This window comes from Mesorhizobium sp. B2-3-15 (assembly GCF_006442875.1).
Classification (GTDB): domain Bacteria; phylum Pseudomonadota; class Alphaproteobacteria; order Rhizobiales; family Rhizobiaceae; genus Mesorhizobium; species Mesorhizobium australicum.
Map to the genome: position 1 here is coordinate 15,059 of NZ_VFVO01000021.1, position 24,789 is coordinate 39,847.

Genomic DNA, 24,789 nt, shown 5'->3' on the forward strand with positions numbered 1-24,789 from the left:
CGGCAACTCCCTAATGCTTGACCGCGCCTTCTGTCAGGGCGCGTACGAAGTATCGCTGCAGGACGAGGAACAGCACCACGACAGGCACGCTCATCATGAAGCTCGCCGCCATCAGTCCCGGAAAGTCCGTCGTGTTTTCCGAGAAGAAGCGCTGGATGCCGACCGGCAGGGTCAACTGTTCATTTTTGGAGAGGAACGTGTAGGCGTAGATGTACTCGTTCCACGCGCCGATGAAGGAATAGATCGCGGTGGCGATGATCCCCGGCGTCGAGAGCGGCATCACGATCATGATGAAGGCCTGGAACCGTGTTGCCCCATCGATACGCGCCGCCTGCTCGAGCTGCACCGGGATGTTGTCGTAAAAACCCTTGAGCAGCCAGATCGCCAGGGGCAGGCCGAAGGTGAGATAGGTCAGGATCAGCGAGCCATGCGTGTTCACCAGCCCGATCGCACGCATCAGGATGAAGAGCGGCACGAGAAAGATCACCGCTGGGAACATGTTGCGCAGCAGCACGGCGAAGAACAGGAAGTTCCGGCCGGGGAAGGTGAAGCGCGAAAACGCGTAGGCCGCGGGGACGGCAACGATCACCGAAAGGATTGTCGTGACGGTCGACACGAACAGGCTGTTCCAGAAGAAGCGCAGGAAGTCCTGGCCGACGCTGTTCTGCGGATCGAGCAGCTTCTTGTAGCTGGCAAGCGTAGGCTCGTTTGGCCACCATTGCGGCGGGAATTGCGTCGCCGCGAAGCCGGACTTGATCGAGGTGATCAGCATCCAGATCATCGGCACCGCGGTGTAAATCAGCATGAACAAGAGGAAGATGCGCCCGGCCCAGCGCCATCCGTCGACGCGCATGCGGCGATGGGGCCGGCCTCGGGAGGCTGTCTCTGCAAGCGTGCTCATGTGCTCCCCTCTTTCCGCTCGTTGCCGCTTAGCGCCCGGACGTAGAAATAGCCCAGCGTCATCAGGATGAGGAACAGGAGCACCGAATAAGCCGATGCCACGCCCCAGCGCTGGCGGCCGAAGGCGAGCTCATAGATGTGGGTTATCCAGATATGCGATGCGTTCGACGGCCCGCCTGCGGTCATGATCCAGGGGATGATGAAGGAATTGAAGTTGGCCACCGCGAGCAGCAGGATCGTCACCACCGAGACGTTGCGCAAGTGCGGGAAAGTGACGTGCCAGAAGCGCTGCCATGCATTGGCCCCGTCGACCTTGGCGGCCCGCAACAATTGCTCGGGGACTGTCTGCAGGCCGGCCATCATCATGATCATGGCAAACGGAAACTCGCGCCAGATATTGACGACGATCAGGGAGGGCAGCACCGTGCTGACGTTGTCGATGAAATTGGGTGGCCGGTCAGTCAATCCGAGGCCGACCAGCACCGCGCCGATGATGCCGAAATCCGAATGGTAGATCCACTTCCAGATATAGGAGGCGGCAACGGCGCTGATCACCCAGGGAATGATCAGGATGGCGCGCAGGACGCCGCGGCCGACAAAGTCTCGGTGCAGCGCCAGCGCCGTGGCAAACCCCAGGACAAAGGAGATGAAAGTGGATCCGAATGTCCAGATCAGGGTGTTCCAGGTTACTTTCCAGAACACATCGCTGGTGAGGATGGTGGTGTAATTGTCGAAGCCGATGAAGGTCTTGTCGCGGAGCTGCAGACCGGGCGGCGTCTTATAGAACGACAGCTCGATCGTGTAGTAGATCGGATAGGCGATGACGACGAGCATCACGGCGATCGCCGGGAGCACGTATGCGTAGTCGGCGCGATGGGCCCAGACGTTCCGCAATGCGCCTGACCCGCCGGGTTGCGATTTTCGGCGAGCCTCGGCCTTGCCGGTCACGATCGTCACTGTGGCGTGCCCTTGTTTTTCGAAAAGAACCGGCTGCGCTCTTGGCGCAGCCGGTTCGCAGGTCAGGTTGGGACTAGAGCCCGCCCATTAGGTCTTTCACCTTCTTGGCCGCATCGTCCGCTGCCTGGTCGACGGTCATCGCGCCGGTCAGCGCATTCTGCAGCATGTCCGGGACGATGATATTCATGATCTCGGGGGATTCCGGCAGCGCCGGGAAGGGGATGCCATAGGGCAGCATCGAAGTCGTGACATCGAGGAACTTGATATGGTCCAGACGTTCCTTCATCCATTTGGTCTTGAAGCCGTTAAGATTGCCCGGGTTCGAGCCGGCATAGGCCATCTTCAGCGACCATTCGGGGCTCGCCCACATGCAGATCATCGCCTTCGCGGCCGGCTCGTCCACCTTGCCACCCTCTACATACTCGGGCTTCAGGATGTGAATGTTCGAGCCGCCGAACACGACGGCGCGCTTGCCGTCAGGACCGGTCGGGATCAGGCCGTAGCGCATATTGTCGATGACGGTCTGCGCCTTGTCCTTGTCGGTCCCGGTCGCCTTGGCCTGCAGGTCGAGCATGACGTTGTAGTCGGACGGGTGGGAAACCATCATGCCCAACTGGCCGGCGACGAACAGAGGCTGGTTGTCGGCCTGCTGGTTGGTAAGTGCCGAAACCGGAACCGACTTGTCGCGGACATACATGTCGTATGAGGCTTGCAGCGCCGCCTTGCTCTGCGGGCTGTCGAGTTCCACCTCCTTGTAAGTCGGGTTCGCGGTGGCTTCGTCGAAGACGCCGCCGCCATAGGCCCACAGCTGTGGCATGAAGCGATAGGGCGTATTGCCGGCATTCTTGCGAGCCACGAGGCCGTAACCGGCAATGCCGAGCTTGTCGTGGATCTGCTTGGAATATTTGACGACGTCGTCCCAGGTTGCGGGAGCCTTGTCCGGATCGAGACCCGCACGCTTGAAGATGTCGGCATTCCAGATGAACGCCATCGTCTCGTTGTTCGTTGGAACGCCGTATGTGACCCCATCCCAGGTCACGGCCTTCATGGCGCCGGGCCAGAAATCCTCGGTCGAATAGCCCACATCCTCCGGTTTGAGCGGCTGTAGATAGCCTTTCGAGGCGAATTCGGTACCGCCCAGGATTTGCAGGCGCACCGCCATCGGCGCGGCATTGCCCAGGAGCGCGGTGCGGAACTTGTCGAGAAGGTCGTTATAGGTGAGGGCCTGTTCCTCGAGCTTGATGTTCGGATAGGTCTTGCGGAAAGTCTCGAAGAAATCCTTGTAGTACTGGCGCAGCAGGTCGGGATCGCCCTCGAACACGCCCTGATACCAGAAAGTCAGTCGCCCCTTGTAATCCAGCGGCGTGACCTTGGCGCAATCGCCGGCCGTGTCGAAATCCTGTGTTCCCGCGATGGAGCGCACATATTCGGGCGACCATTTGCTGAGGTCGACCGGTGGCGCACCCAACGCCGATGTGGACATAAGTGATGCCGTCAAAATACCGACGACAGTGCCGCGCAGGACCGCACTGCCGAGCATGATCCTCGTCATAGGTATCCTCCCTGGTTCTCCGCCCTGCGATCGCGAGGATGGTTATTGCAGTACGGTGTATCCTCTCGACCACTTGGTACGTTTTCAGAACATGGATTGCCTGTCAACGCACGAGATCGTACATTGTTTATGGGAACCGTGCGTGATATCGGACAGACTGTGTATTAATTTGGGGAGCCGGCCCTTGGCCGAAACAGACGATTTCAAAGCCAAGCCACCCCCGGGGATCGACGCCACCGGAGCCTCCAGCGAGGGTGCCTCGCTTTACGAACTGATCAGGGAAGACATCATCGAGGGACGGCTCGCCGCCAACGAACGGCTTGTTGTGACCGATCTCGCCCGCCGCCACGGCACGTCGACCAATCCCGTGCGCGAGGCCCTGCAACTGTTGCGGGGCGAGGGGTTCGTCATCTTTTCTCCCAACCGCGGGGCGCGTGTAAGGCCCATCGATCAGGATTTCGTCCGCGATATCTACGAGATCGGAGTTCTGATCGAGCCAGCCCTGACGCGATGGTTTGTAGGTATGGCCACCGGCGAGGACATCGCCGAACTCGAACGCATCCAAGGCCTGATCGAAGAGAACAATTTCGCCGACACGTTCAGGCACAGTGAACTGGATACCGCATTTCACACGGTGATGTACCAGCGGCACTATAACCGCCATGCCGCCGAGCTCTGGTGGAAGCATCGCGAAGTGCTGCGAGCGGTGAGCCGGCGTTTCAATTTCACGCTCGCGCGGCGTGCCGCGATCATTCGTGAGCATCGCGAACTCATTGCGCTCATCAAGGCCGGGGAGGCCGACAAGGCGGCCGAACTCATCTCCCGCCACGTCGAGGGTTCCGGCCGGCATGTTCTCGAACAGATGCGTGCACGCAACGCCGCTCGGGCCGGATAGGACGAGGGGTCAGGTCTGGAACAGCGTGGTTGACCACTAGTGAAAAGGCAGTTGAAATGAAAATCACGAGCGTTCGGCCGTGGCTGATCAAGTCTGGTGCTTCCTATTGGGGGGAATTCCTGTTCGTCGAGGTAACGACAGACGAGGGAGTGAGCGGCTGGGGAGAGATCACCACCACCACGAAGCTCGCCAACCGCGCCCTCTGCACGATCCTTCGACAGATCGGAGCCGCCGTGACAGGCGAAGATCCGGCGCGTATCGAATGCCTCTGGCACAAGATCTTCCGCGGCTTCACCTATATGGGTAGCCGTGGCGCCGCGGTCGAATGCGTGAGCGCGATCGACATAGCCCTCTGGGACATCAGGGGCAAAGTCCTCGGCAAGCCGATCTACGAGCTGTTGGGCGGGCCGGTCCGCGATGAGATCGCGCTCTACACCCATCCCAACCAGGCCAAATTCACCAGCAAGGACGCTGTGGTGCGCGAAATCCTGGACATCGTCGAGTCCGGACATACTGCTCTAAAGTTCGACCCCTTCCCCCACCAGGGTCGCGATGCCGACGGTGTGTCGCGCGAACAGCGGGACGGCTATCTCGACGGCGGCATGACCCGCAAGGACGAGCGCGAGGCTGCCGAACTCACGGCTCTGATCCGAGAAACGGCAGGCCCCGACATCGACATCCTCATCGATGCGCACGGCCGCTTCGATGTTCCGACCGCCATTCGCCTCTGTCGCAGCCTCGAGGAAGCCGGCCAGATCGACTGGTTCGAGGAGCCATGCCCGCCCGAGAGCCTTAACGCCCTCAAGCAGGTTCGCGAGAAGGTCAGTGCCGCTATCTCTTGGGGCGAGCGTGGCCACACAAAGTGGGATTTCGTGCCGGTTCTTGAGAACAAGCTCGCCGACTACATCATGCCTGACGTCACCTGGACCGGCGGAATTACCGAACTCAAGAAGATTTCCGCCCTGTGCGAAGCCTACTACATCCCAGTCTCGCCGCATGACGCCGCGGGACCGATCAACGTGGTTGCGGGAGCGCAGGTGATGATGACCGTTCCGAACTTCTACAAGCTCGAAACGTCGGAGTGGAATTTGGGCAAGTACGATCATCTTATCGACAAGCCGCTCGATGTTTCGAACGGTAGCCTCAAGCTCTCGTTGAGGCCGGGTCTCGGCATCGAGATGAACCGCGATTACCTGCAAGCCCATGAGATCGAACTGGGCTAGCAACGCAATCGGCAGCATGCGGGCGACAACCCGCAAATCAGAACGAGGATAAGTCATGCCAAGGACCGATGGAGCCGACGAGGCCCTCAACCGGGTCAACACCGACTCGAAGCCGTCCGAGCTTCGCATCACCGACATGCGGGTGGCCGAGATCGTCGGTGCGCCGTTCACCTCGGCGCTGCTCAAGATCTATACCAACCAAGGCATCGTCGGGCTTGGCGAGGTGCGCGACGGCGCCAGCGCCACCTACGCGCTGATGCTGAAGAGCCGGCTGCTTGGCGAGAACCCCTGCGACATCGATCGCCTGTTTCGCCGCATCAAGCAATTCGGCGGGCACGGTCGGCAGGGCGGCGGCGTCTCGGCGGTCGAGATCGCGCTCTGGGATCTCGCCGGCAAGGCCTATGGCGTTCCCATCTACCAGATGCTCGGCGGCAAGTTCCGCGATCAGGTGCGCGTCTATTGCGATACCGATGCCGAGAAACCGAGCGGCACCGAAACCGGAAAGCGCCTCAAGCAGCGCATGGACCGTGGTTTCACCTTCCTCAAGATGGACCTGGGCTTGATGCAGATCGCCCATGTCCCGGGCGCCGTATCCGCGCCCGCCGGCGCGCTCGAAGGGTTTCATGCCAATCCGCGCGGCCGTGGCGGCACGCTTGAGGAGCGCAAGGCCCGCAATCTCGCCTACGACGCGCAGAACGTGCAGCACCCGTTCACCGGCCTGCATTTCACCGAGAAGGGGATCGACCTGCTCGAGCAGTACATCCACGAGGTTCGCGAGGTGATCGGATACGAGATCCCGCTCGCCATCGACCATGTCGGCCACATCTCGCTGCAGGACGGCATTCGCCTGTCGCGTCGCATCGAGAAATACGCCCCGGCCTGGCTGGAGGATGTGATCCCCTGGCAACACACCGAGCAGTACCGGCAATTGCAGGGGGCCACCACGGTGCCGATGTGCACCGGCGAAGACATCTACCTCAAGGAAGGCTTCGAGCCGCTGCTCAAGAGCGGCGGCCTCTCCGTCATCCACCCGGACCTGCTCACCAGTGGGGGTATTCTCGAGACCAAGAAGATCGGCGACATGGCGCAGGATCACGGTGTCGCCATGGCCATCCATATGGCCGAAAGCCCGATCGCCGCGATGGCCGCCGCGCATGTCGCGACCGCTACCGAAAATTTCATGGCGCTCGAATACCACTCCGCCGATGTCGACTGGTGGGACGATATCGTCACAGGCCTTCCCAAGCCGCTCGTCAAGGACGGCTTCATCACCGTGCCCGACAAGCCGGGGCTGGGCATAGACGATGTGGTCGACGAGGTGATCAGCCAGCACCTGCAGCCCGGTGTCGCCGGGATATGGCAATCCACCGAGCATTGGGACAATGAATATAGCTGGGACCGGACCTGGAGTTAGCCCAGACTCCTGCCCTCACTCTCCTTGGCTCACAGGGCCGACGACTGACCATTCGTGTCGACCTCTCCCAAGGGAGAGGCGAAGAAAGAAACGGACGAAACCATGATCTATGAACTGCGCATCTATGACTGCCTGCCGGGCAGGCTGCCGGCGTTGCTCAAGCGCTTTTCCGAGCAGACGCTGGCCATCTGGGAGAGGCATGGCATCCGCCAGGCCGGGTTTTTCACCACGGTGATCGGCGAAAACAGCAATCGCCTCACCTATTTCCTAGCCTGGGAATCACTGGCCGAGCGTGAGGCGAAATGGACGGCTTTCGTCACCGATCCGGCATGGCACAGGGCCCGGGACGAGTCCGAGCGCGACGGGCAGATCGTTGCCAATATCAGCAGCCAGCTGCTCACGCCGACAGCTTTCTCGTCCGTGAGATAGGACTGCGCGATGAAGATCACCGACCTTCGCTGTGCCGTTATCGGCAAGCACCCCATCGTTCGCGTCGTGACCGACGAGGGCCTCTATGGACTGGGAGAAGTCGAGTTCACCAAGACCTACCTCAAGCCCTTTGTGCTGCATTTCCGCGAGGCGCTGATCGGCGAGGATCCGACCGATGTCGAGCGGGTCATGTTGAAGATCCGCCAACGCGGTTCTTTCAAGCCCTACGGCGCGACGGTCAGCGCTATCGAACATGCGCTTTGGGACATTGCCGGCAAGGCCGCGGGCGTGCCGGCCTATAAGCTGCTCGGCGGCAAGGTGCGCGACAAGGTACGCGTCTATAACGGCTCGATCCGCCAGAAGCGCACAGGCGACCGGCCGGAGGACTATGCCGCAGACGTCAAATGGATGATGGAGCAGCCGCAGAACTTCTTCATGGTTAAGCAAGGAATCTCGTTCCATTCCAACATGAAGGACACCATCGAGGACTTCCATTACGGCGTGACGCAGAAGAAGGCCGGCTATCACGGCGCCATGGATCAGGGCGTGATCAGCGAACGCGGTTTCAACCACATGCTCGACTGCGTGATCGCGATGAAGGAAGTGCTGGGCGACAAGGTCAGCCTGGCACTCGACTGCGGCCCGGGCTGGATGCTGCCCGATGCGATCAAGTTTGCCCGCGCGGTCGAGAGGTACAATTTGATGTGGCTGGAGGACATGCTGACCGGCGACTATGTGCCGTGGGTCAATCCGCAGGCCTACCGGGAACTGACCACCTCCACCTCGACGCCGATCCATACCGGCGAGCAGATTTACCTCAGGCAAAATTTCAAGGAGCTGATCGAGACACAGGCGGTGCGCGTCATCGGCCCCGATCCTGCCGACATCGGCGGCATTGCCGAGCTCAAATGGGTCGCCGAGCACGCCTATATGCACTCGATTCTGATGGCGCCGCATGGCACGGCGAATGGCCTGCTGGGCCTCGGCGCGCTGATCAACGTCTGCGCCACCTTGCCCGCCAATTACGTGGCGTTCGAATACCCCAGTGCCTCGGACCCCTGGTGGAACGACATCGTCATCGGCCTGCCCAAGCAGATCGTGAGGGACAGCATGGTGGATCTGCTGGAAGCACCGGGGCTAGGCCTCGATATCGACGCCGAAAGCGCCAGGAAGTATTTGCTGGCGGAGGATGCCGGATTCTTCGATTGACCGGCGACGGTGGCCCTCGATCTCACCGACCGAGGGCCCGCTTCAAAGACTCGTGGATGCACATCCCATCACAACAGAAGCCGGCGCATTGTTGACGCGCGCCGACCTTGCTTAATTATGGCGGATCTCGGTCCCGAGCACCTTCAGGCATTCGCGGATGAAGGCAGCGAGGGCTGTCCATCCCTTGGCCGACACCATGGTTCCGTCGACATACGCCTCCGTCGGCGAGAGGTCGATGTAGGTGCCGCCGGCCAGCGTCACTTCCGGTTCGCAAGCGGCGAGCGCGCCGACCTTCTTGCCGCGCACGACACCGTCCACGGCAATCAGAATCTGGACCCCATGGCAGATCGTGAAGATCGGCTTCTGGCTATCGTGGAAGTGGCGCACCATGGCTTGCACCCGTTTGTCGGTGCGGATGTATTCCGGGCCGCGGCCGCCGGCGCAATATACGGCGTGGTATTGATCGAGCTGCTTTTCCGCCTCGGCAAACGTCTTGTTGATCACCTGAAAATGGCCGAGCTTTTCGGTGTAGGTCTGGTCGCCCTCGAAGTCGTGCAGGGAGGTCTTGATGAGGTCTCCTGCCTTCTTGTCCGGGCAGACCACGTGGACCGTGTGACCGACGGCTTCCATTGCTTGCTGGTAGACGAAGATCTCGTACTCCTCGGTGAACTCGCCGGTGAGCATCAATATTTTCTTGCCTGACATGATCATGTCCTCTGTCGTGTGAAAGGGGCGGGGCGAGTCATGCTGCGCCCCGCATTGATTGCGTTCTTCAGAACGGAGAGTCGGGGAAGAAGTATTCCTTGGCGTTGTCCTTGGTGATCAGCGGCGCGTCCAGCTTGACGGCGCCGCGAACCGGGGCCTGGCCAACCAAATTGGCCATGGTCATGTATATGGCCGTCTTGATCATGGACGGCGGGTAGGGAGTCTCGACGGGGGTCATGGTGTCGCCGTCGATGACCTTCTTGACGATGTCCTTCATGCCGTTGCCGCCAAGCGCCAGCTTGATATCGGTGCGGCCCGACTGCTTGACCGCCTCGAGCACCCCCAGCAGCATGTCGTCGTCGTTCGCCCACACCGCGTCGATATGCGGATATTTGGCGAGGTAGTCCTGCATCAGCTTGAAGGCTTCGTCGCTGTTCCAATGAGCGTACTGAATGTCGAGAACCTTGAGGCCGGTCCCGGCGATGGCGTCCTGAAAGCCCTTGATGCGCTCGTCGTCGATCACCGTTGGGATGCCGCGCAGGACAACCAGGTCGCCCCTGCCGCCAAGCTTGTCGATCATGTATTTCGCGGTGTTGCGCCCGACGGCGATGTTGTCGCCGGCGACGTAGAGGCCCTGGATGGTCGGGTCGGTCAGGCCACGGTCGACGACGGTGATGAAGGTGCCCTTCTCCTTGATGGCCTTGACCGGTTCGGTCAATTCTTCCGAGGAGTAAGGCAGGATCACCAGCGCATCGATCTTGCGTGAGGCGGAGAGATCCTCGATCGCCGACACCTGATCGGCCGCCGACGGCGACGTCTTTACGATGACCTCGACGCCGGGGAAAGCCGCGTTGATTTCCTTGGCGGCCGTCTGCGCGTGATAGACGACGCCGGCGGTCCAGCCGTGGTCGGCGGCCGGTATCGAAACGGCGATGACTTTCTTGTCCTCGGCCATGGCATGGCCCGTGAGCAGCAGCGTGCCGAGCGCGGCCGCAGCCATCCATTTTTTACTGAACATTTTCTTCTCCCAGATTGGACCTGCAAAGACGCACCCGTGTGGTCCGGACACGGGGCTATTTCGAATTCGAGAACCTCTGAATGAGCATCGCGATGATGATGATGACGCCCTGAACCGCGGCGACCAGGTACTCGGAGACGAAGTCCGACAGCACCATGAGATTGGCGATCAGCTCCAGAATGACGGCGCCGGCGACGGTTCCCCAGACATGACCCTTGCCGCCACGCAGCGCGGTGCCGCCGATCACCACGGCGGTGATCACCTGCAGTTCCCAGAGCTGCCCGGTGGTCGGCGTTGCGGCACCCAGTCGCGGTACGTAGCAGATCGCGGCGATGGCCACGCAGACGCCTTGGACGACGTAAGCAATGGTGCGCGTCTTGATGACGGAGATGCCGGAATAGCGCGCGACGTCCTCGTTTGCGCCGACCGCCGCACATTTGCGCCCATACTTCATCTTGTAGAGGACGAACGATGCGACCGCGGCGACGGCGACGGATATCAGGATCGGGATCGGGACACCGCCGACGGTGCCGAAATAGACCGGCCGATATGCTTCGCGCAGCGACCGGTCTATCGGTATCGTGCCGCCGTCGGTCAGATAGGTGATCAACGCGCGGAAAATGCCCATTGTGCCGAGCGTCGCAATGAACGGTTCGATCCGGCCTATGGTGACGATCAGGCCGTTGGCGAGGCCACACATAAGACCGACCAGGGTCGCCACGAGCATTCCAGCCGGTATCGCCCACAGGCCGGCGTGCGGCGCCACCGCGTTCATGAACATGATGGTGATGCCGGTGACGAAGGCGGCCATCGAGCCGACGGAAAGATCGAGCCCTCCCGACGAGATAACGAACGTCGCGCCGACAGCGATGATGGCGATGAAGGCGCTGCGGGTGATGACGTTGGCAAGGTTGGTCGCGGAGAGGAAGTCTGGATTGATGAGGAAGCCGACCACCAGCAGGGCGGCCAATGCCAGGAAGGGACCCACGTCGGTCCAGGTGATGTTCAAATCACCGACGCGATGTGTGGATGGGGATCCGGTCATGACAGCCATTCTGTTCCTCCCTCGGCCTTCGGCCTCGGTTTCGGGCCGCTTGTCGCCAGCAGCGCCACATTGCTTTCGGTCATCTCGGCGCCTTGGACCTCGCCCGTCAGGCGGCCTTCCCGCATGACGAGGATGCGGTCGCAGATGCCGATCAGCTCCTGCATTTCCGACGAGATGACGATGCAGGCTTTGCCGCTGCCGACGATGGCGTGGATGAAGGCGTAGATCTGAGCCTTGTTGGCGATGTCGATGCCACGGGTCGGTTCATCGATGACGACCACAGAGGGGTTGGTGAGCAGCACCTTGGCGAGCAGCAGCTTCTGCTGGTTGCCGCCGGAAAGCTGTCCCGCCTTCACGCCAGGGCTCTTGAGCCGGATATCGTAGCTCCGGACGGCCTCTGTCAGCGCGGCCGACTCGCGGCGTCTGCTGAGAGCCAGTGCGGGATGGAACCGTTCAAGTGCGGAAAGCGTGAGGTTGGGCGCCAGCCGTTCCTCGAGGAGCAGGCCCTTGCTCTTTCGGTCCTCGGTCAGGTAACCGATGCCTGCGTCGATCGCTTCGCGTTGCGAGCGGATCCGGACGGGCCGTCCCTCGAGTTCGATCACGGCGTGGGCCGGACGCAGGCCCACCAGCCCTTCGAACAATTCCGTGCGGCCCGCGCCGATCATGCCGGCAAAGCCAAGAATTTCGCCCCTGTGAACGGTGAAAGAGACGTCTTCGGCGTAGCCCGGGACGGTGGCGCTTTTCACGCTCAGCATCGGCTCATCGGACGGTGCACTCTTCTGCGGGTAGAGCGTTGCAAGCTCGCGGCCGACCATCAGGCGTGCCATGTCCATCTGCGTCAGGGCCGTGCCCGGATAGGTGCCGATCATCCTGCCGTCGCGCAGCACGGTCACCTTGTCGGCAAGCTGCTGCACCTCATCCAGCCGATGGCTGATATAGAGGACGGCCGTGCCGTGGGCCTTTAGCTGCCGGACGATTTCGAGGAGCCGATCCACTTCCTCGCCGGTCAGCACGGCGGTCGGCTCGTCGAAGATCACGACCTTGTAGTCGTCGAGCAGCGCGCGGGCGATCTGGACCAACTGGCGGTCGGCCAGCGAGATGTCGCGCACCAGCGCGGTCGGCGAGACCGAGCAGCCGATCCGTGCCAGCTTTTCGGCTGCCAGGCGCCGCATGGTGCGGTCGTCCATCACATGGCGGCGCGAAAGCTCGCGGCCGAGAAATAGATTGTCCGTCACCGTAAGCGCTTCGGCGAGCAGGATCTCCTGGTGGACGAGGGCGATACCGGCTTTCTGGGCCTGGTCGGGCTTGGCGAACGTCACCGGCCGACCGGCCATGGACAAGGTGCCGCGGGTTGGCTCGGCATAGCCGGACAGCAGCCGCATCAAAGTGGATTTTCCGGCACCGTTCTCGCCGATGATGGCGTGGATTTCGCCCGGCAGTATGTCGAGCGTGACGTCGGAGAGCACGGTCACCGGCCCATATTGCTTCGAGAGACCCTGAGAGCGCAGCACCGGCTCCACGGCCCCAGGCGCATTGCCGCCGGGCAGCGCACTTCCTCCCTCTCCGGCAATATTGGCGGTAACGGACATTCGTTCAGGCCTCAATCGAAGGCCGGCAGCAGGCGATCGCGCGAGTGCTCGATGTGGGCGCGCATTGCTTTCGCGGCGGCATCCGGATCGGCAGAGCCGAACGCGGCGAGGATCGCCTCATGCTCGTCCAGCGCCTCCTCGGTCACGCGGGAATGGTACATCAGGCGGAAAATGTGGAAGTGGGTGTGTTGATAACCCAGCGTCTCGCGGATGAGCTCGTTTTCAGCGTATTCCATGATCTTGTCGTGGAAGATCGCGTCCTGCCGGGCGAAGTTCGAATAGCGCAGGCGCTCGTCCTTGCCCTCGCGGCGCGACATCACGCCTGCGGCCTCCAGCAGCGTGCCGAGTTTGGCCTCGTCCATCGTGGCAGCGGCTTTCGCCGCGCCGTGCGGTTCGAGCAGGAGACGCATTTCGTACAATTCGTCGAAACGACGCCGCGTGATCTGCGGCGCGGCGCGATATCCGATCAGGTGCGTCTTCAGAACCAGTCCTTCGCCTTCGAGACGCCCCAGCGCCTCGCGGATCGGCGTATGGGAAACGTCGAATTCCTTGACCAGATTGTCGACGGTGATGCGCGAACCGGGCGCGATCTTCAGCGACATCAGCTGGGCGAAGATGGCCTCGTAGACGTCCTCGGCCAGGCTGCCGGCCCGCTGAATGCGGCCCGCTCCCGTGGGCGCTTCACCATTATTGCTCAAACTGACAGATTGCATTTTTCGCCTCTCGACTGGGGAGACTGCTAACACGAGGGTTTGACCGATGCAATACTATATCCTATACGATTTTATCGGCGCCGCTCAATTGAGGATTTTCGGTGCGGATTTTTGCAATGTGTTTCTCCGAAACTCCCCAAGGATGCAGCCTGTCATGAGCCTTCTCACAGCCCTCCGGCTCCCACGCGAAATTCTATTCGGAAAGGGACAACGTCATGCGCTGCCAGCCGTGGCCGGCCGCCATGGCCGCCGCGCCCTGGTCTGCACCGACGAGCGTTTCGCCGGCACCGGCGTGTTCGCCGAAATGATGGAATCCCTGCGGTCGGCATCAATCGACGTGCTGGTTCACGACGGTGTTCTCCCGGACGTGCCGCGCGATTCGGTGGCGGTCTGCGTCGAGGAAGCGAGGGGCTTCCGGCCAGATATGGTGATCGGCATCGGCGGCGGCAGCTGTCTCGATTTCGCCAAATGTGCCGCCTTGCTGATCAGCCACGGCGGCGAGCTGCGGGACTACTACGGCGAGTTCAAGGTCCCGGGGCCGATGCTGCCGCTGATCGCCGTGCCGACAACGGCTGGCACAGGATCGGAGGTGACGCCCGTTGCAGTGATATCGGATCCGGACCGGACGCTCAAAGTCGGCATATCGAGCCCCTATCTCATTGCTGCCGTTGCCGTCTGCGACCCCGAACTGACAATGACTTGTCCGCCGGGCCTGACCGCGGTTGCCGGTGCCGACGCGCTCACGCATGCGATCGAGGCCTTTACGGCCATGCGCCGGGACGGGGACTTCAGCCTGCCGCAGCGCCACGTGTTCATCGGCAAGACGCCGATGACCGACCATTTCGCGCTGCTGGCCGTCAAACTTCTCGGCCGCAGCCTGGAGAAGGCGTGCATTGACGGCGGCGACGCCGAGGCGCGCTCCGACGCGATGATGGGAGCGCTGGCTGCGGGTTGCGCATTCGGCACCGCCGGCACGGCGGCAGCGCACGCGGTGCAATACCCGGCCGGCGCGCTCACACATACGCCGCATGGGCTGGGAGTGGCGACAATGATGCCTTACGTCATGAGCTACAACAGCCGCGTGGCCGCGGCTGAGATCGCCGAGATAGGGATTGCTCTTGGCCTGGAGCCGAACGGTCGTGGCGTCGACGAAATGGCGGACGCGACCATCGAGGAGATCAGGCGCTTATTTGCGGCGATCGGCATCACCCCGACGCTGGCCGGTCTGGGGCTTCCGGCCGACAAGCTCGACTGGACCGCCGAGCAGGCGCTCGGCATCGATCGCCTGATCAAGAACAACCCGCGCCCATTCGACCTTGCCGCCATGCGCCGCCTTGTCCAGGCGGCCTATGACGGCGATCTCACCGCCTGCGCCATGTGAACGTCAGGAACAAGACGATGAACCTTCCCTACAATGCCTTCCCTCTCGATCAGGATCCGTACGACGTTCGGGGCTTTCCGCACCGGCTCTATATTGGCGGACAATGGCTGCCGTCGTCCGACGGCGGGCTCATCGAGGTCACCGATCCATCCTCCGGCGCGGTGATCGCGGCGGTCCCCGATGCGACCCTGGAGGATGCCGCCGCCGCGGTCGAGGCGGCGGCCAAGGCCGCCAAGGGGTGGCGCGAGACAGCGCCGCGCAAGCGCTCGGAGATTCTCAGGCGCTGTTTCGAGCTGATGGTCGAGCGGTCGGAGACGCTTGCCATGCTGATCTCGCTGGAGAACGGCAAGGCCCTGCGCGACGCGCGTGGCGAGGTCGCCTATGCAGCTGAATTCTTCCGCTGGAACGCCGAGGAAGCGGTTCGTATCACCGGCGAGTTCGGCACCGCCCCGTCCGGCGCGAACCGCATCGTCGTCGACTACCAGCCGATCGGCATCTGCGTCCTCATCACGCCGTGGAATTTCCCCGCCGCGATGGCGACGCGCAAGATCGCACCGGCACTCGCGGCAGGCTGCACGGTCATTCTGAAACCGGCCAGCGAGACGCCGCTGACCGCCTATGCGCTGGCCGCGCTCTACAGCGAAGCCGGCGTACCGGACGGTGTCGTGAACGTGCTGACGACGTCGACACCCGGCCCCCTGACGTCGGCCATGCTGGCCGATCCGCGCGTCAGGAAGCTCTCCTTCACCGGTTCGACCGGGATCGGCCGGGCCTTGCTCGCCGAGGCCGCCAAGCATGTGATTTCCTGTTCCATGGAGCTTGGCGGCAATGCACCCTTCATCGTCTTCGACGATGCCGATCTCGACGCGGCCCTCGACGGCGCCATGATCGCCAAAATGCGCAATGCCGGCGAAGCCTGTACGGCTGCCAATCGCATCTACGTCCAGTCCGGCATCCACAATGCGTTCGCCGACGGTCTTGCGCGGCGCATGGCTGCGCTCAAGATCGGCGCCGGCACCAAGGCGGACACCGAATGTGGACCCATGATCACCAAGAAGGCGGTCGACAAGATCGACCGGCTGGTCAAGGACGCGGTCAACCGTGGTGCCAAGGTGCTGTGCGGCGGCTCGGTGCCTGAAGGGGATGGCTTTTTCTATCCGCCGACCGTCTTGTCCGAAGTCTCGCCGGACGCCGACATGGCGCATGAGGAGATCTTCGGCCCGGTGGCGCCCATCACCCGCTTCGAAAACGAGGCGCAGGCCATCCTCCACGCCAACAACACCGAATACGGCCTCGCCGCCTATCTCTATACCCGCGATGTGGCGCGCGGCATGCGGGTGGCCGCCGAGATCGAGGCCGGCATGATCGGCCTCAACCGCGGCCTGATGTCGGATCCCGCCGCGCCCTTCGGCGGAGTCAAGCAGAGCGGCCTCGGGCGGGAAGGGGGCCAGCATCACGGCATCGCCGAGTTCATGGAGGCCAAATACATCGCTGTAACCTTCTGAGCGGACACCATGTCGAAGGACCCTTTTCGCACCCGTGACCACGTTGCCGATTTCGATGACATCGTGGCCGACATCGTCGCCCGCAGCACCGCGACGCGGGCTTCGCTGCCGATGCTGGCGGACATCGCCTATGGCCCGCACGAGGCCGAACGCCTCGACCTGTTCTTTCCGGAGGGACCGCGCAGGGACCTCCCGGTGCACATCTTCATCCATGGCGGCTATTGGCGTATGTTCGCCAAGAGCGACTATTCCTACATTGCCGAAACGGTGACGAGCGCAGGGGCAATCGCGGTCGTGATCGACTACGCGCTGATGCCCGCCGTCAGGATGGCGGCAATCGTCGACCAGGTCCGGCGCGCGAGGCAATGGGTGCTGGATAATATTGCCAGCCATGGTGGCGATGCCGGTCGGCTAAGCGTCAGCGGTCATTCCGCCGGGGCGCATCTGGCGACCTTTTTATTTGACGAGGGGTCGGCACATCCGCCCTCGGCGGCACTCCTGCTCGGCGGGCTCTACGATTTGAAGCCCCTCCAGCAATCCTTCCTTGAGCCCTTGATAGGCCTGACCGACACGGAAGTTGAGGCGTATTCGCCGATGAGCAAATCCCACTCGTCGCGGACAAAGGTCACGCTGCTGGTCGGCGAGCGGGAAACGGAACCGTTTCACCTGCAGGCCAAATTGTTTGCCGATCGCCTGACGGAGCAGCGCCTGACGGCTTCGAGCGACATCGTCGAGGGGCGCAATCACATGGACAGCGTCCGGGATTTGGGTGTCAGGCATACAAAAGCGGGCACTTGGCTGTACGACATGATCCGAGCCGCTTGATCGATCCTGTCTCAGCCGAAACCTTCCCCCGTTAAGCCTTGCGCAACTCATGGCGCGTAATCTGCCTGCCAGATTGCGAGGCACCATGAAGCGCCAACCACTATTGCTTTTCGCCTTTCCTGCCTGTGTCCTGCTGATCCTGGCGGCGGAGCGAATGGCCACGCTCCTGCTCGGAACTTACCCCGCAAGCCCCGACATGTGGAAGATCTGGCTCGCCTTGCATCCCTCGTCGGGCATGGTCTGGCAGCAGGTCGATGTCTATCTGGGAGGGTCGATGGTCCTGGATTTCGCTCTGCTGGGCGCGGCCCTGGTGGTCTGCTGGATGGCAAGCCGGGCCAGAAGGTCGGCCGCATTCTTTCTTGCCAACCACGGCATCTTGGTCCTCGCGGCGTCGATGATTTTCATCGGTGGCCGTTCGCAGACCGCCAGCACCATCGCCGCGTTCACGGCGCCGAGCGGCTTTCGGTTCTCGCTGATGATGGACTTCACCTGGCTGAACTGCCTGCTGGCGGTCATCGGGGTCACCGCCTGCGCCTATTGCCACCTTGCCTATATCCGTGAACTCGGCATGCGCGTTGAATCGCGGCGCGTCCGGATCATGGCACTGCAGCGGGATTTCTAGACCAGCGCAGCGCTACGGGGCCGCGCGCAGGTCCCGTCCTAGTTTATCTTGTGATAGGTGACCTTGCCTTCCGGCGATACGCTCCGCTGGTAATTGGAGCTCGGCGCGGGAGGCGCTGCCGGTGCCGACCGCCTTCGCGTTACCCGCGGCATATCCCCGATGGCGGGCTCCGCGTCGGCGGCGCTGGCGACCGCCGCCATGTCTTCGGCGGGCGAGGGGAGTTCCACGACGCGCGGCTCGTCGCCACCGTGATTTCCCGACATCTCCGGGGGCTGCCGGGCGATGTTGGCGTTGACCTCGCCGAAGCTCGCCCGCAGCCGGTCGTCCAGCGCCTCGAACCGGCTTTGAAATCCATTGTTGACGGTGTCGAGCCGCGCGCTCATGCGCTGCTCGAACTGGCCGAGGTCCTCCAGCCGCGCCTCGATTGCGCGCAGATCGTTGATGCCGCGGTAGAGATAGACGGCCGTGGTGGCGTTCAGCAGGGCAAACAGCGCCAGGCCGACAGAGACGGCAATGGCGAGCCTGGATCGGCTCTTCTCCCTGTCGAGCAACAGCGGTTCGACCGCTATCACAAGGTCGTCGGGATCGCTGATCGTCGTCATTGGACCACCACCTTGGTGCCGACAGGCACGCGCCTGAAAAGATCGATGACATCGGTATTGGTCAGGCGAAAACAGCCCGACGTGCCGTCGAACCCCACGCCCGAAGGGTCGTTGGTGCCATGGATGCGATAGAGCGTGTCGCGGCCGTCCCGAAGCAGATAGAGCGCCCTTGCGCCGAGTGGATTGTACGGGCCCGAGGGCACCATGTCAGGCAATTCCGGCTGGCGGGCGCGCATTTCCCTGGGCGGTCGCCACGCAGGCCACTCGGTCTTGGCTCCCACCTGGACCGTACCCGTCCAGCCAAATCCATCGCGTCCGACACTGATCCGGTAGCGCAGGGCCTCGCCCTTGCCGGTCACCAGATAGAGCGCTTTGTCCTGCTTGCGGATGATGATGGTCCCAGTCTTCTCCTGGGTGGAAAACGCCACCGTCTTGCGCAGGCTGGGGCCCATGGCCGGCAGAGGCGGGCGGCTGTCCGCCAACGCGGTCTGCCCGGCCGCGGGCGCCAGCGCCAGGCCAAGCAGGCAGGCGGCTGTCAGCCGCAAGCGATGGCCGCTAGCGGGCCGCATCGTCGAGCCGCTCGCGGAACATCTTCTTCAGGTCCTTGTTGAAGCGCGCCCGCCCATCCACTTCGGACGGCAGCATGGCGCGGTTCAGCGCGTCGGCCAGCAGGGCGTTGTCGAGGCCGACCGACTTGATGTGCGGCGCCTTGAAGATCTTCTCCAGCTCGCTGCGCGAGAAGTGGTTGCCGAACCATTTGCGCTTGTGCTTGTTGGCCACCAGCGTGATCGAGACGGCATTGCCGCGCAGCTCGCGGATCTTCTTGTAGAGCCGTTTGCCTTGCCGCAGCGAAGCGACATTGAGCTCGAAGACGATGAAGATCTCGTCGCTCGTCGACAGCACGGAATTGTGCCAGGGCGTTTCGATGTTCGGCAGGTCGATGACGATGTCGTCGAAACGGTAGGCGACGAGGTCGAGCAGCCGGAAGACGAAGTCGGCGCCCTGCGGCTCGAACGGCAGCTGCGGCCGCTCGAAGGCGTAGAGCGTCAGGCCGGAAGGCCGCGACAGCTTGATGACATCCATCAGTTCGACATCGAGCCGTTCCGGCTGGCCGATGATGCCGCCAAGGTCGAACTGGTTGAACAGGTTGAGATAGGCGCCGCAATTGGCGCTCTGGAAATCGAGGTCGACCAGGCAGGTCGAGGCCGCGCGCTCGGTCGATTTCGAGGCCAGGAATTCGGCCGCCGACAGCGCCAGCGTCGTGGCGCCGGCGCCGCCGCTGGCGCTGATGAAGGTGATGATGCGGCTCTTGGCGCCCTGGTTGCCGCTGTCATGGAAGGTGACGGCGTTGAGCAGTTCCTTGCCGTCGAGCGGCTTGTGCAGCCAGTCCGAGGCATTCATACGCACCAGGACACGCGTCCGCTCCGAGGTTAGCTCGTCGGAAACCGCGATCAGCGGCACATCAGCCCACAGCGCGCGCGCCTCGACGATGCCTGGATTGCCGAGCAATTCGCCATTGCCGAGGTCGAGGATGACGATGCCCGGACGCGTGTCGGCCGGCGGCCCCTTGAGGAAGTCGCCCGTCTCGGCAACCCGCACATCATAGATCGCCAGCGCATCGAGCCGCGTCGCCACATCGCGCTTGAAATTCGGATCCGAGGAAAACAGCGCAACCTGCTTTCGCTTGGTGGGGGTAACCTTAGTGCTGATGGCATTCATGGCCAGGTGCTCTTGATGTCTTCGCCCGTAACCGTGCTCAGCATGGAGGGCATGTTGATGTTGGCGAAACCCATCAGTCCTTGGAGGAAGAAGAACTGGAAAGTCCTGTTTTGCAGGCTGACGGCGATTGTCGGCACCGGCCCTCCAAGCCGGGTCTGATATCCAAGGCCGCTGGCCGTGTAGGTGATGACGACGTTGCTGCGCAGCAGGCCCGGGAAGAAGTGGCACATTCCAGCCCGCTGGTTTGCAGCCAGATCGGGGCAGGCGTCGTCATTGGTGTTTGCGGTGTCGCCACGAAAGATGCGGCTGAAATTGGCGGCGCTGAAGCCGCCGCTATTGCTGCAGGCGCCCGTGCCGGCGGTGTAGGTGCAGACGAAAGGTCCATAGGCGTCGGCGATAATCGGGGCGCCGGGAGACGAGATCGGGCCCGCGGTCGCGAGGTTGGTTGCCACCGCATCCGATATCGAAGCCAGCCGGGCGCCGACCTGAACGGCCTTGGTTGCTGCGTTCCATTGGTAGAACGCGTAGCCGAAATCGACGAAGCCCAGGACAAGTGAGAACAGCAGCGTCGATACAATGGTCATTTCCACCATCGCCGCGCCGTCTTCTGACTTTGTGAAACTCTGGATCATGGTCAAAACCGGATCAACCGCTCGTCATGGGAGCCTTGCAGCGTTATCGGACCGACACCGATGAATGCCAGCATCCCGACACCGGTGTATGGGTAGGTGCCGGACGCGCGCACGGTGCAGACTTGTGCCGTGGTGGAGCGATATTGGGTAACGCCGGCCACCACGGTGTCCTGGCACCCATAGTTCGTGGTCACGGTGACATTCGAGGTCTGCCAGCCGGCGACACGTGCGGGCGCCGTCCCTGTCGGGTTGCCGAACACCGCTATATTCGCGGCAATCGTCGCACAGTTGATGGCTGCCAGCCCGGAGTCGGTATACAATTGACTGTTGCAACGCGCGGCATAGCGGGCGGCGTCGGTAAGGCCGGCCTCCATTAGCAACTTGTCATGGATCAGATTGCCGAACTCGAACACCCCGGCCGACAAGATCAGCATCAGTGGCGTGATCAGTGTCATCTCAACAAGCACCGCGCCACGTTGGTCGTGCCTAAATCGATCGAGATATCGAGACAGCATCGCGAACATGGTGGTCACCGGTAGAGCTGCGCTTCATCGCGCAGGTAGTTGTCGAGCGTGCCATTGCCGCCTTTTCCGGTGATGTCGACCAACTCAACGTAAATATTCTTACCGTCCTTGATCGGCTCGGTGATGAAGAAGCTGCCGAATCTCCTCACCGGAATACCCGTCTGGCGGCCGCTGAAATTCGTGCCCGAAGCCTGCAACGCATTGCAGTCCAGGATTGCGCCGTAAAGCAGCCGGCGGTCGGGCGTAGAGATAGGGGTGCGGGCTTCTGCGGGCGGTGTGCCTCTTTCACCTCCAACCGCGGCATCGCCGGCAATACTGTCATCGGTGAGAGGGTTGCCGTCGGGATCGTTCTCATAACGATAGACCTCATACCGCGTCGGCAGGTTGGCACCGGTTCCCGACAGAGCAGCAGGCACAGCACGTGTGGGATGATTGGCGGCCCAGTAACGCGCGAAATTCCAATCTCCGGCGCCCATGCGACCGCCCATCAAGGTGCAGTTGCCGGCGATCTGGCACGAGTCACGTTCAAGGCCGACCCCCTTTGTCGGGTCCGTTTCATAGGTGACCTTGTTGCTCTTGACGTACTGGTCCCAGTTTGTGGCACCCTTGCGCACATTGGTCGCAGGACCATCCGAGTAGCTTGACGAATCGATGCCGAAACGCGAGTTGATACCGTTCTCGACAGGGCCAGCGTTCTGTCCCGGCTCCGTATCGACGCCGTCGCGCGAATAACAATTCTGCGGCTTGGAATCGGCGAGCATCTTTTCGAGCTGATTGGCGCCGTTGCCAAATGGCGAAGCCAGGAAAGCGAAGTTGCCGGGAAAATAGGATCCGTCTCCGCGCAGCATGATTTGGCGGCGACGATATTGCCTGGTTTGTGCCGCCTGCTCAAGCGTGACGCCGCCGGTGATGGTTGTGTCCTCATACGGGTTGCACATGAAAACGGGCGTGTAATCGCAGACGCCCGACGTGAACCCTGCCGTCGCACGGGCAGCAACGTTGAAGCTGTTGCTGGCCGAATTGCTCGTCAGAAACGACGCCGGGAATATTGCCGCGAAGCCGGTCGGAGCCACCCTCACTTCGATGAATGCGGTTTCATCTTCGCCGATGGATTGCGTTGCATTGGCATAGTTCGCGCTGGTGACCGGCGCTCCGTCAGACGCGGGCAAGGTTTTGAGGAAACACCACGAAATGTTGGCGGCGCTGTTGCATTGTGCGGTGCCGCCCGGCTCCCCGGACTTCAAGGTGAACCGGCCGGTAGCGCCAACGGTCGAGAAAGTGGCATCGTTGGCGACCAGTTTCGCCATGGCGCGTTCGGCTCTGGCCCATGAACCGGGCAAGCCATCAAGCTCGGCGGCGCCAGCCAACGCAAATGCGTCCGCTGCCTTCTGCAGATCGTTGTGCAGATTGTTGACCCGGCTCATATCGATTGCCAGCAGCGAAAATCCGATGATCGCCGGCAGCGTAACGCTGACGAGGATCAGCGCTATTCCCCTCTGATCGTGCCAGAAGGCGCGAATGGTCCGCAACATGGCCTTACTCTTTGCTCCCCTGACGCCAGGTTTCCTCGTACAGCCTGGCGCACTGAAACCGCATCCTTCCATTCAGTTCACTGCGTCGTAGTCGTCACACCCGACCCGCCGACATTGACTGTGATGGCCGGCGGCGGCGGCGGCGGCGGCGGATATTTGTAGTTGTTGGCGAGAGCTGCAGCGCGCGTGCCGTCGCCTTCGATATGCGTATTCCGCGAGGCTGGATTGAGCGGATCGACCGTCTGCAGCATCGAGTTGTATTTCTGCGTGTCGCCGGCGGCCAGCGTCACCGAATCATAGTGATTCAGATAGTCCGCAGCGCAGCCCGTCAGCAGGCCGGTGCACAGAGTGAGGACCAAAGCGCTATTTCTTGACATAGAGCATCTTGTCCTTCGATTTAAAGTTGAGCATGTGGCCATAGGGGCCGGTGACGCCGTCGCCCGTTTCATATTTCCGGATCATGTCCTTGTTCACTTCGAGCTGGCCGAGCACGAAGAATTCCGGATCGTTGGCGGGCCGTGTCTTGTCAAACGGCGTCTCGAGCTGCTCACCCGGCTTCACCGGCCGCACGATGTGCGGCGTGACGATGACCACCAGCTCGGTCTCTTCCTTCTGGTTGCTCGAATTGCGAAACAGCGTTCCGATCACCGGCACCTGGCCAAGCCATGGCACCTGATTCTGCAGCTTGGTGTTCTTGGTGGACAGAAGTCCGCCGACCGCGAAACTCTGGCCGTCGCGCAACTCGACGACGGTCGACAGTTTGCGGTTGGTGAAGATCGGGTCGCCGGCGGTAGTGAAGCCGGTCAGGTCGCTGACCTCCGGCGCCAGGTTCATGTGGATCTTGCCCTCGTCGAGTACGACCGGCGTGAACACCAGATTGACGCCGAACTGCTTGTACACGATGCTAATTTCGTCATTTTTGTCGAGCGTGCGAATAGGGACTTCGCCACCGGCGTTGAAGCTGGCTTGCTCGCCGGAAAGCGTGGTGAGATTGGGGTTGGCGAGCATGCGCACCGCGCCCTTGGCTTCAAGCGCCTCGATGTACAAATCGACTTTGATGTTGCTGTCGACAACGCGAGTGAGCAGTGCTCCGAAGGGCGTGGAGGTGGACAACAGGTCGCTGAGAAAACCTCCGGTGCCGAGCACCACCTTATCTTTGTCGACGGCGGTAATCCCGGTTCCAACTAGAGTTGTGCCGTCGCCGTTGGAGCTCCTGATCGAGACGCCAAGATCCCGGCCCGCGTTGCGCTTGGCTTCCAGCACGCGTACTTCAAGATTGACCTGCTGGCTGTCATCAACCGACACGGAATTGATGATATCGTCGGGACCATATTGCTTTGCAACTTCCAGGATGGCCGCCAGCGTCGCGCCGTCCTTGACATGACCGCCAAGCCTGACTCGACCGTTGACCGATCCGACTTCGATGCGCGACCTTGGCGCCACCTGACGGATCGCTTGCGCCATGTCGCTGACGTCGACGCCGACCTCGATCTGGATGACGCCGAGCGAACGTTTGTCGGTGGAGAACAGATTGACCGTGGTGGTGCCTGCGCTCTTGCCGATGACATAGAGCGTGCGGTCGGTCATCGGCTGGGCATCGGCGATCTTTTGGTCGCCGACGACGATATCGCCGAGGGTGGCATTCACCTGGATTGTCACCGATTGCGATGCCGGCAGGAAAACACGGTGGACACTCGGATTGGACACGTCGATAAAGCGGTCCGCCGCCTGCGTTGCGGATGCCGCGAGCACGCCCAATATGACCAGTAGGGCGCCCGCCAATCTCTCCAACATTCCA

General features: G+C 62.1%; 25 protein-coding genes. 9 read left to right on the plus strand and 16 right to left on the minus strand.

What is annotated here, in order from left to right; all coding sequences use genetic code 11:
- Nucleotides 1-10: 10 nt before the first annotated feature.
- From FJ954_RS30230 to FJ954_RS30240, 3 genes are all read right to left on the minus strand, one after another.
- A complete protein-coding gene (locus tag FJ954_RS30230; RefSeq protein ID WP_015319199.1) occupies nt 11-901 on the minus strand; it encodes a carbohydrate ABC transporter permease in 891 nt (296 codons plus the stop codon).
- On the minus strand, nt 898-1,857 hold the full coding sequence (locus tag FJ954_RS30235; protein WP_140665607.1) for a sugar ABC transporter permease: 960 nt from the start codon (nt 1,855-1,857) through the stop codon (nt 898-900). Before FJ954_RS30235 ends, FJ954_RS30230 begins: the two co-directional genes overlap by 4 nt.
- Nucleotides 1,858-1,930: 73 nt before the next feature.
- Entirely contained in the window at nt 1,931-3,409 is a 1,479-nt protein-coding gene (locus FJ954_RS30240) for a sugar ABC transporter substrate-binding protein (RefSeq protein WP_015319197.1), read from the minus strand.
- A gap of 184 nt (nt 3,410-3,593) precedes the next feature.
- Here FJ954_RS30240 and FJ954_RS30245 point away from each other — a divergent pair, with 184 nt between their 5' ends.
- The 5 genes from FJ954_RS30245 (at nt 3,594) to FJ954_RS30265 (ending at nt 8,579) form a co-directional block, all read left to right on the plus strand.
- On the plus strand, nt 3,594-4,304 hold the full coding sequence (locus FJ954_RS30245) for a GntR family transcriptional regulator (protein ID WP_140665610.1): 711 nt from the start codon (nt 3,594-3,596) through the stop codon (nt 4,302-4,304).
- Between the two features lie 56 nt (nt 4,305-4,360).
- Entirely contained in the window at nt 4,361-5,527 is a 1,167-nt protein-coding gene (locus FJ954_RS30250; RefSeq protein WP_015319195.1) for a mandelate racemase/muconate lactonizing enzyme family protein, read from the plus strand.
- A 55-nt stretch (nt 5,528-5,582) separates the two neighbouring features.
- Nucleotides 5,583-6,941, plus strand: a complete 1,359-nt coding sequence (locus FJ954_RS30255; RefSeq protein ID WP_140665613.1) for a mandelate racemase/muconate lactonizing enzyme family protein — start codon at nt 5,583-5,585, stop codon at nt 6,939-6,941.
- Between the two features lie 102 nt (nt 6,942-7,043).
- The gene (locus tag FJ954_RS30260) at nt 7,044-7,370 is read left to right on the plus strand and encodes an NIPSNAP family protein (protein ID WP_015319193.1); all 327 of its coding nucleotides are present in this window, start codon (nt 7,044-7,046) and stop codon (nt 7,368-7,370) included.
- Between the two features lie 9 nt (nt 7,371-7,379).
- On the plus strand, nt 7,380-8,579 hold the full coding sequence (locus tag FJ954_RS30265; protein ID WP_140665616.1) for a mandelate racemase/muconate lactonizing enzyme family protein: 1,200 nt from the start codon (nt 7,380-7,382) through the stop codon (nt 8,577-8,579).
- A gap of 111 nt (nt 8,580-8,690) precedes the next feature.
- Here the strand turns inward: FJ954_RS30265 and FJ954_RS30270 are convergent, their stop codons facing one another.
- From FJ954_RS30270 to FJ954_RS30290, 5 genes are all read right to left on the minus strand, one after another.
- Nucleotides 8,691-9,284, minus strand: a complete 594-nt coding sequence (locus FJ954_RS30270; RefSeq protein WP_140665619.1) for a DJ-1/PfpI family protein — start codon at nt 9,282-9,284, stop codon at nt 8,691-8,693.
- A gap of 67 nt (nt 9,285-9,351) precedes the next feature.
- Nucleotides 9,352-10,302, minus strand: a complete 951-nt coding sequence (locus FJ954_RS30275) for a substrate-binding domain-containing protein (protein ID WP_140665623.1) — start codon at nt 10,300-10,302, stop codon at nt 9,352-9,354.
- Between the two features lie 55 nt (nt 10,303-10,357).
- Nucleotides 10,358-11,347 carry an ABC transporter permease gene (locus FJ954_RS30280; RefSeq protein ID WP_181177950.1) on the minus strand — a complete coding sequence of 330 codons (990 nt, stop codon included), beginning with the start codon at nt 11,345-11,347 and terminating at the stop codon, nt 10,358-10,360.
- Nucleotides 11,344-12,936, minus strand: coding sequence for a sugar ABC transporter ATP-binding protein (locus tag FJ954_RS30285; protein WP_140665628.1), 1,593 nt, complete (start codon nt 12,934-12,936; stop codon nt 11,344-11,346). The genes FJ954_RS30280 and FJ954_RS30285 overlap by 4 nt, the downstream gene beginning before the upstream one ends.
- 11 nt (nt 12,937-12,947) lie before the next feature.
- Nucleotides 12,948-13,649: a GntR family transcriptional regulator gene (locus FJ954_RS30290; protein ID WP_140665630.1), complete on the minus strand. Its 702-nt coding sequence runs from the start codon at nt 13,647-13,649 to the stop codon at nt 12,948-12,950.
- 154 nt (nt 13,650-13,803) lie between these two features.
- On the opposite strand from FJ954_RS30290, the gene FJ954_RS30295 reads away from it, so the two are divergent.
- From FJ954_RS30295 to FJ954_RS30310, 4 genes are all read left to right on the plus strand, one after another.
- Complete coding sequence (locus tag FJ954_RS30295; RefSeq protein ID WP_140665633.1) at nt 13,804-15,030, plus strand: iron-containing alcohol dehydrogenase; 1,227 nt, start codon at nt 13,804-13,806, stop codon at nt 15,028-15,030.
- Between the two features lie 17 nt (nt 15,031-15,047).
- Nucleotides 15,048-16,535, plus strand: coding sequence for an NAD-dependent succinate-semialdehyde dehydrogenase (locus FJ954_RS30300; protein WP_140665635.1), 1,488 nt, complete (start codon nt 15,048-15,050; stop codon nt 16,533-16,535).
- A gap of 63 nt (nt 16,536-16,598) precedes the next feature.
- Entirely contained in the window at nt 16,599-17,360 is a 762-nt protein-coding gene (locus tag FJ954_RS30305) for an alpha/beta hydrolase (protein ID WP_348641148.1), read from the plus strand.
- 154 nt (nt 17,361-17,514) lie between these two features.
- Nucleotides 17,515-17,982, plus strand: coding sequence for a hypothetical protein (locus tag FJ954_RS30310; protein ID WP_246681171.1), 468 nt, complete (start codon nt 17,515-17,517; stop codon nt 17,980-17,982).
- Between the two features lie 38 nt (nt 17,983-18,020).
- On the opposite strand, the gene FJ954_RS30315 is transcribed toward FJ954_RS30310, so the two are convergent.
- From FJ954_RS30315 to FJ954_RS30350, 8 genes are all read right to left on the minus strand, one after another.
- Nucleotides 18,021-18,584 (minus strand): hypothetical protein, encoded by a 564-nt coding sequence (locus FJ954_RS30315; protein ID WP_140665644.1) that lies wholly within the window; start codon nt 18,582-18,584, stop codon nt 18,021-18,023.
- Complete coding sequence (locus tag FJ954_RS30320; RefSeq protein ID WP_140665647.1) at nt 18,581-19,153, minus strand: L,D-transpeptidase; 573 nt, start codon at nt 19,151-19,153, stop codon at nt 18,581-18,583. The genes FJ954_RS30315 and FJ954_RS30320 overlap by 4 nt, the downstream gene beginning before the upstream one ends.
- Nucleotides 19,140-20,303, minus strand: a complete 1,164-nt coding sequence (locus tag FJ954_RS30325; protein WP_140665650.1) for an AAA family ATPase — start codon at nt 20,301-20,303, stop codon at nt 19,140-19,142. Before FJ954_RS30325 ends, FJ954_RS30320 begins: the two co-directional genes overlap by 14 nt.
- On the minus strand, nt 20,300-20,935 hold the full coding sequence (locus FJ954_RS30330; protein ID WP_140665734.1) for a TadE/TadG family type IV pilus assembly protein: 636 nt from the start codon (nt 20,933-20,935) through the stop codon (nt 20,300-20,302). The genes FJ954_RS30325 and FJ954_RS30330 overlap by 4 nt, the downstream gene beginning before the upstream one ends.
- Nucleotides 20,936-20,937: 2 nt before the next feature.
- On the minus strand, nt 20,938-21,459 hold the full coding sequence (locus FJ954_RS30335; protein ID WP_224582593.1) for a TadE/TadG family type IV pilus assembly protein: 522 nt from the start codon (nt 21,457-21,459) through the stop codon (nt 20,938-20,940).
- Nucleotides 21,460-21,464: 5 nt separating this feature from the next.
- Nucleotides 21,465-22,991, minus strand: coding sequence for a pilus assembly protein TadG-related protein (locus FJ954_RS30340; protein WP_140665654.1), 1,527 nt, complete (start codon nt 22,989-22,991; stop codon nt 21,465-21,467).
- Between the two features lie 77 nt (nt 22,992-23,068).
- On the minus strand, nt 23,069-23,368 hold the full coding sequence (locus FJ954_RS30345) for a hypothetical protein (protein WP_140665656.1): 300 nt from the start codon (nt 23,366-23,368) through the stop codon (nt 23,069-23,071).
- Nucleotides 23,355-24,785: a type II and III secretion system protein family protein gene (locus FJ954_RS30350; protein WP_224713060.1), complete on the minus strand. Its 1,431-nt coding sequence runs from the start codon at nt 24,783-24,785 to the stop codon at nt 23,355-23,357. Before FJ954_RS30350 ends, FJ954_RS30345 begins: the two co-directional genes overlap by 14 nt.
- Between the last annotated feature and the right edge of the window lie 4 nt (nt 24,786-24,789).

Excerpts from the sequence above, each read along its gene's own strand:
- FJ954_RS30230 (WP_015319199.1), bottom strand. The coding sequence starts at position 901 with ATGAGCACGCTTGCAGAGACAGCCTCCCGAGGCCGGCCCCATCGCCGC.
- FJ954_RS30270 (WP_140665619.1), bottom strand. The coding sequence starts at position 9,284 with ATGTCAGGCAAGAAAATATTGATGCTCACCGGCGAGTTCACCGAGGAG.
- FJ954_RS30285 (WP_140665628.1), bottom strand. The coding sequence starts at position 12,936 with ATGTCCGTTACCGCCAATATTGCCGGAGAGGGAGGAAGTGCGCTGCCC.
- FJ954_RS30350 (WP_224713060.1), bottom strand. The coding sequence starts at position 24,785 with ATGTTGGAGAGATTGGCGGGCGCCCTACTGGTCATATTGGGCGTGCTC.
- FJ954_RS30290 (WP_140665630.1), bottom strand. The coding sequence starts at position 13,649 with ATGCAATCTGTCAGTTTGAGCAATAATGGTGAAGCGCCCACGGGAGCG.
- FJ954_RS30275 (WP_140665623.1), bottom strand. The coding sequence starts at position 10,302 with ATGTTCAGTAAAAAATGGATGGCTGCGGCCGCGCTCGGCACGCTGCTG.
- FJ954_RS30300 (WP_140665635.1), top strand. The coding sequence starts at position 15,048 with ATGAACCTTCCCTACAATGCCTTCCCTCTCGATCAGGATCCGTACGAC.
- FJ954_RS30315 (WP_140665644.1), bottom strand. The coding sequence starts at position 18,584 with ATGACGACGATCAGCGATCCCGACGACCTTGTGATAGCGGTCGAACCG.
- FJ954_RS30325 (WP_140665650.1), bottom strand. The coding sequence starts at position 20,303 with ATGAATGCCATCAGCACTAAGGTTACCCCCACCAAGCGAAAGCAGGTT.
- FJ954_RS30330 (WP_140665734.1), bottom strand. The coding sequence starts at position 20,935 with ATGATCCAGAGTTTCACAAAGTCAGAAGACGGCGCGGCGATGGTGGAA.
- FJ954_RS30280 (WP_181177950.1), bottom strand. The coding sequence starts at position 11,347 with ATGACCGGATCCCCATCCACACATCGCGTCGGTGATTTGAACATCACC.
- FJ954_RS30250 (WP_015319195.1), top strand. The coding sequence starts at position 4,361 with ATGAAAATCACGAGCGTTCGGCCGTGGCTGATCAAGTCTGGTGCTTCC.
- FJ954_RS30310 (WP_246681171.1), top strand. The coding sequence starts at position 17,515 with ATGGCCACGCTCCTGCTCGGAACTTACCCCGCAAGCCCCGACATGTGG.
- FJ954_RS30260 (WP_015319193.1), top strand. The coding sequence starts at position 7,044 with ATGATCTATGAACTGCGCATCTATGACTGCCTGCCGGGCAGGCTGCCG.
- FJ954_RS30340 (WP_140665654.1), bottom strand. The coding sequence starts at position 22,991 with ATGTTGCGGACCATTCGCGCCTTCTGGCACGATCAGAGGGGAATAGCG.
- FJ954_RS30240 (WP_015319197.1), bottom strand. The coding sequence starts at position 3,409 with ATGACGAGGATCATGCTCGGCAGTGCGGTCCTGCGCGGCACTGTCGTC.
- FJ954_RS30255 (WP_140665613.1), top strand. The coding sequence starts at position 5,583 with ATGCCAAGGACCGATGGAGCCGACGAGGCCCTCAACCGGGTCAACACC.
- FJ954_RS30335 (WP_224582593.1), bottom strand. The coding sequence starts at position 21,459 with ATGTTCGCGATGCTGTCTCGATATCTCGATCGATTTAGGCACGACCAA.
- FJ954_RS30320 (WP_140665647.1), bottom strand. The coding sequence starts at position 19,153 with ATGCGGCCCGCTAGCGGCCATCGCTTGCGGCTGACAGCCGCCTGCCTG.
- FJ954_RS30265 (WP_140665616.1), top strand. The coding sequence starts at position 7,380 with ATGAAGATCACCGACCTTCGCTGTGCCGTTATCGGCAAGCACCCCATC.
- FJ954_RS30345 (WP_140665656.1), bottom strand. The coding sequence starts at position 23,368 with ATGTCAAGAAATAGCGCTTTGGTCCTCACTCTGTGCACCGGCCTGCTG.
- FJ954_RS30295 (WP_140665633.1), top strand. The coding sequence starts at position 13,804 with ATGAGCCTTCTCACAGCCCTCCGGCTCCCACGCGAAATTCTATTCGGA.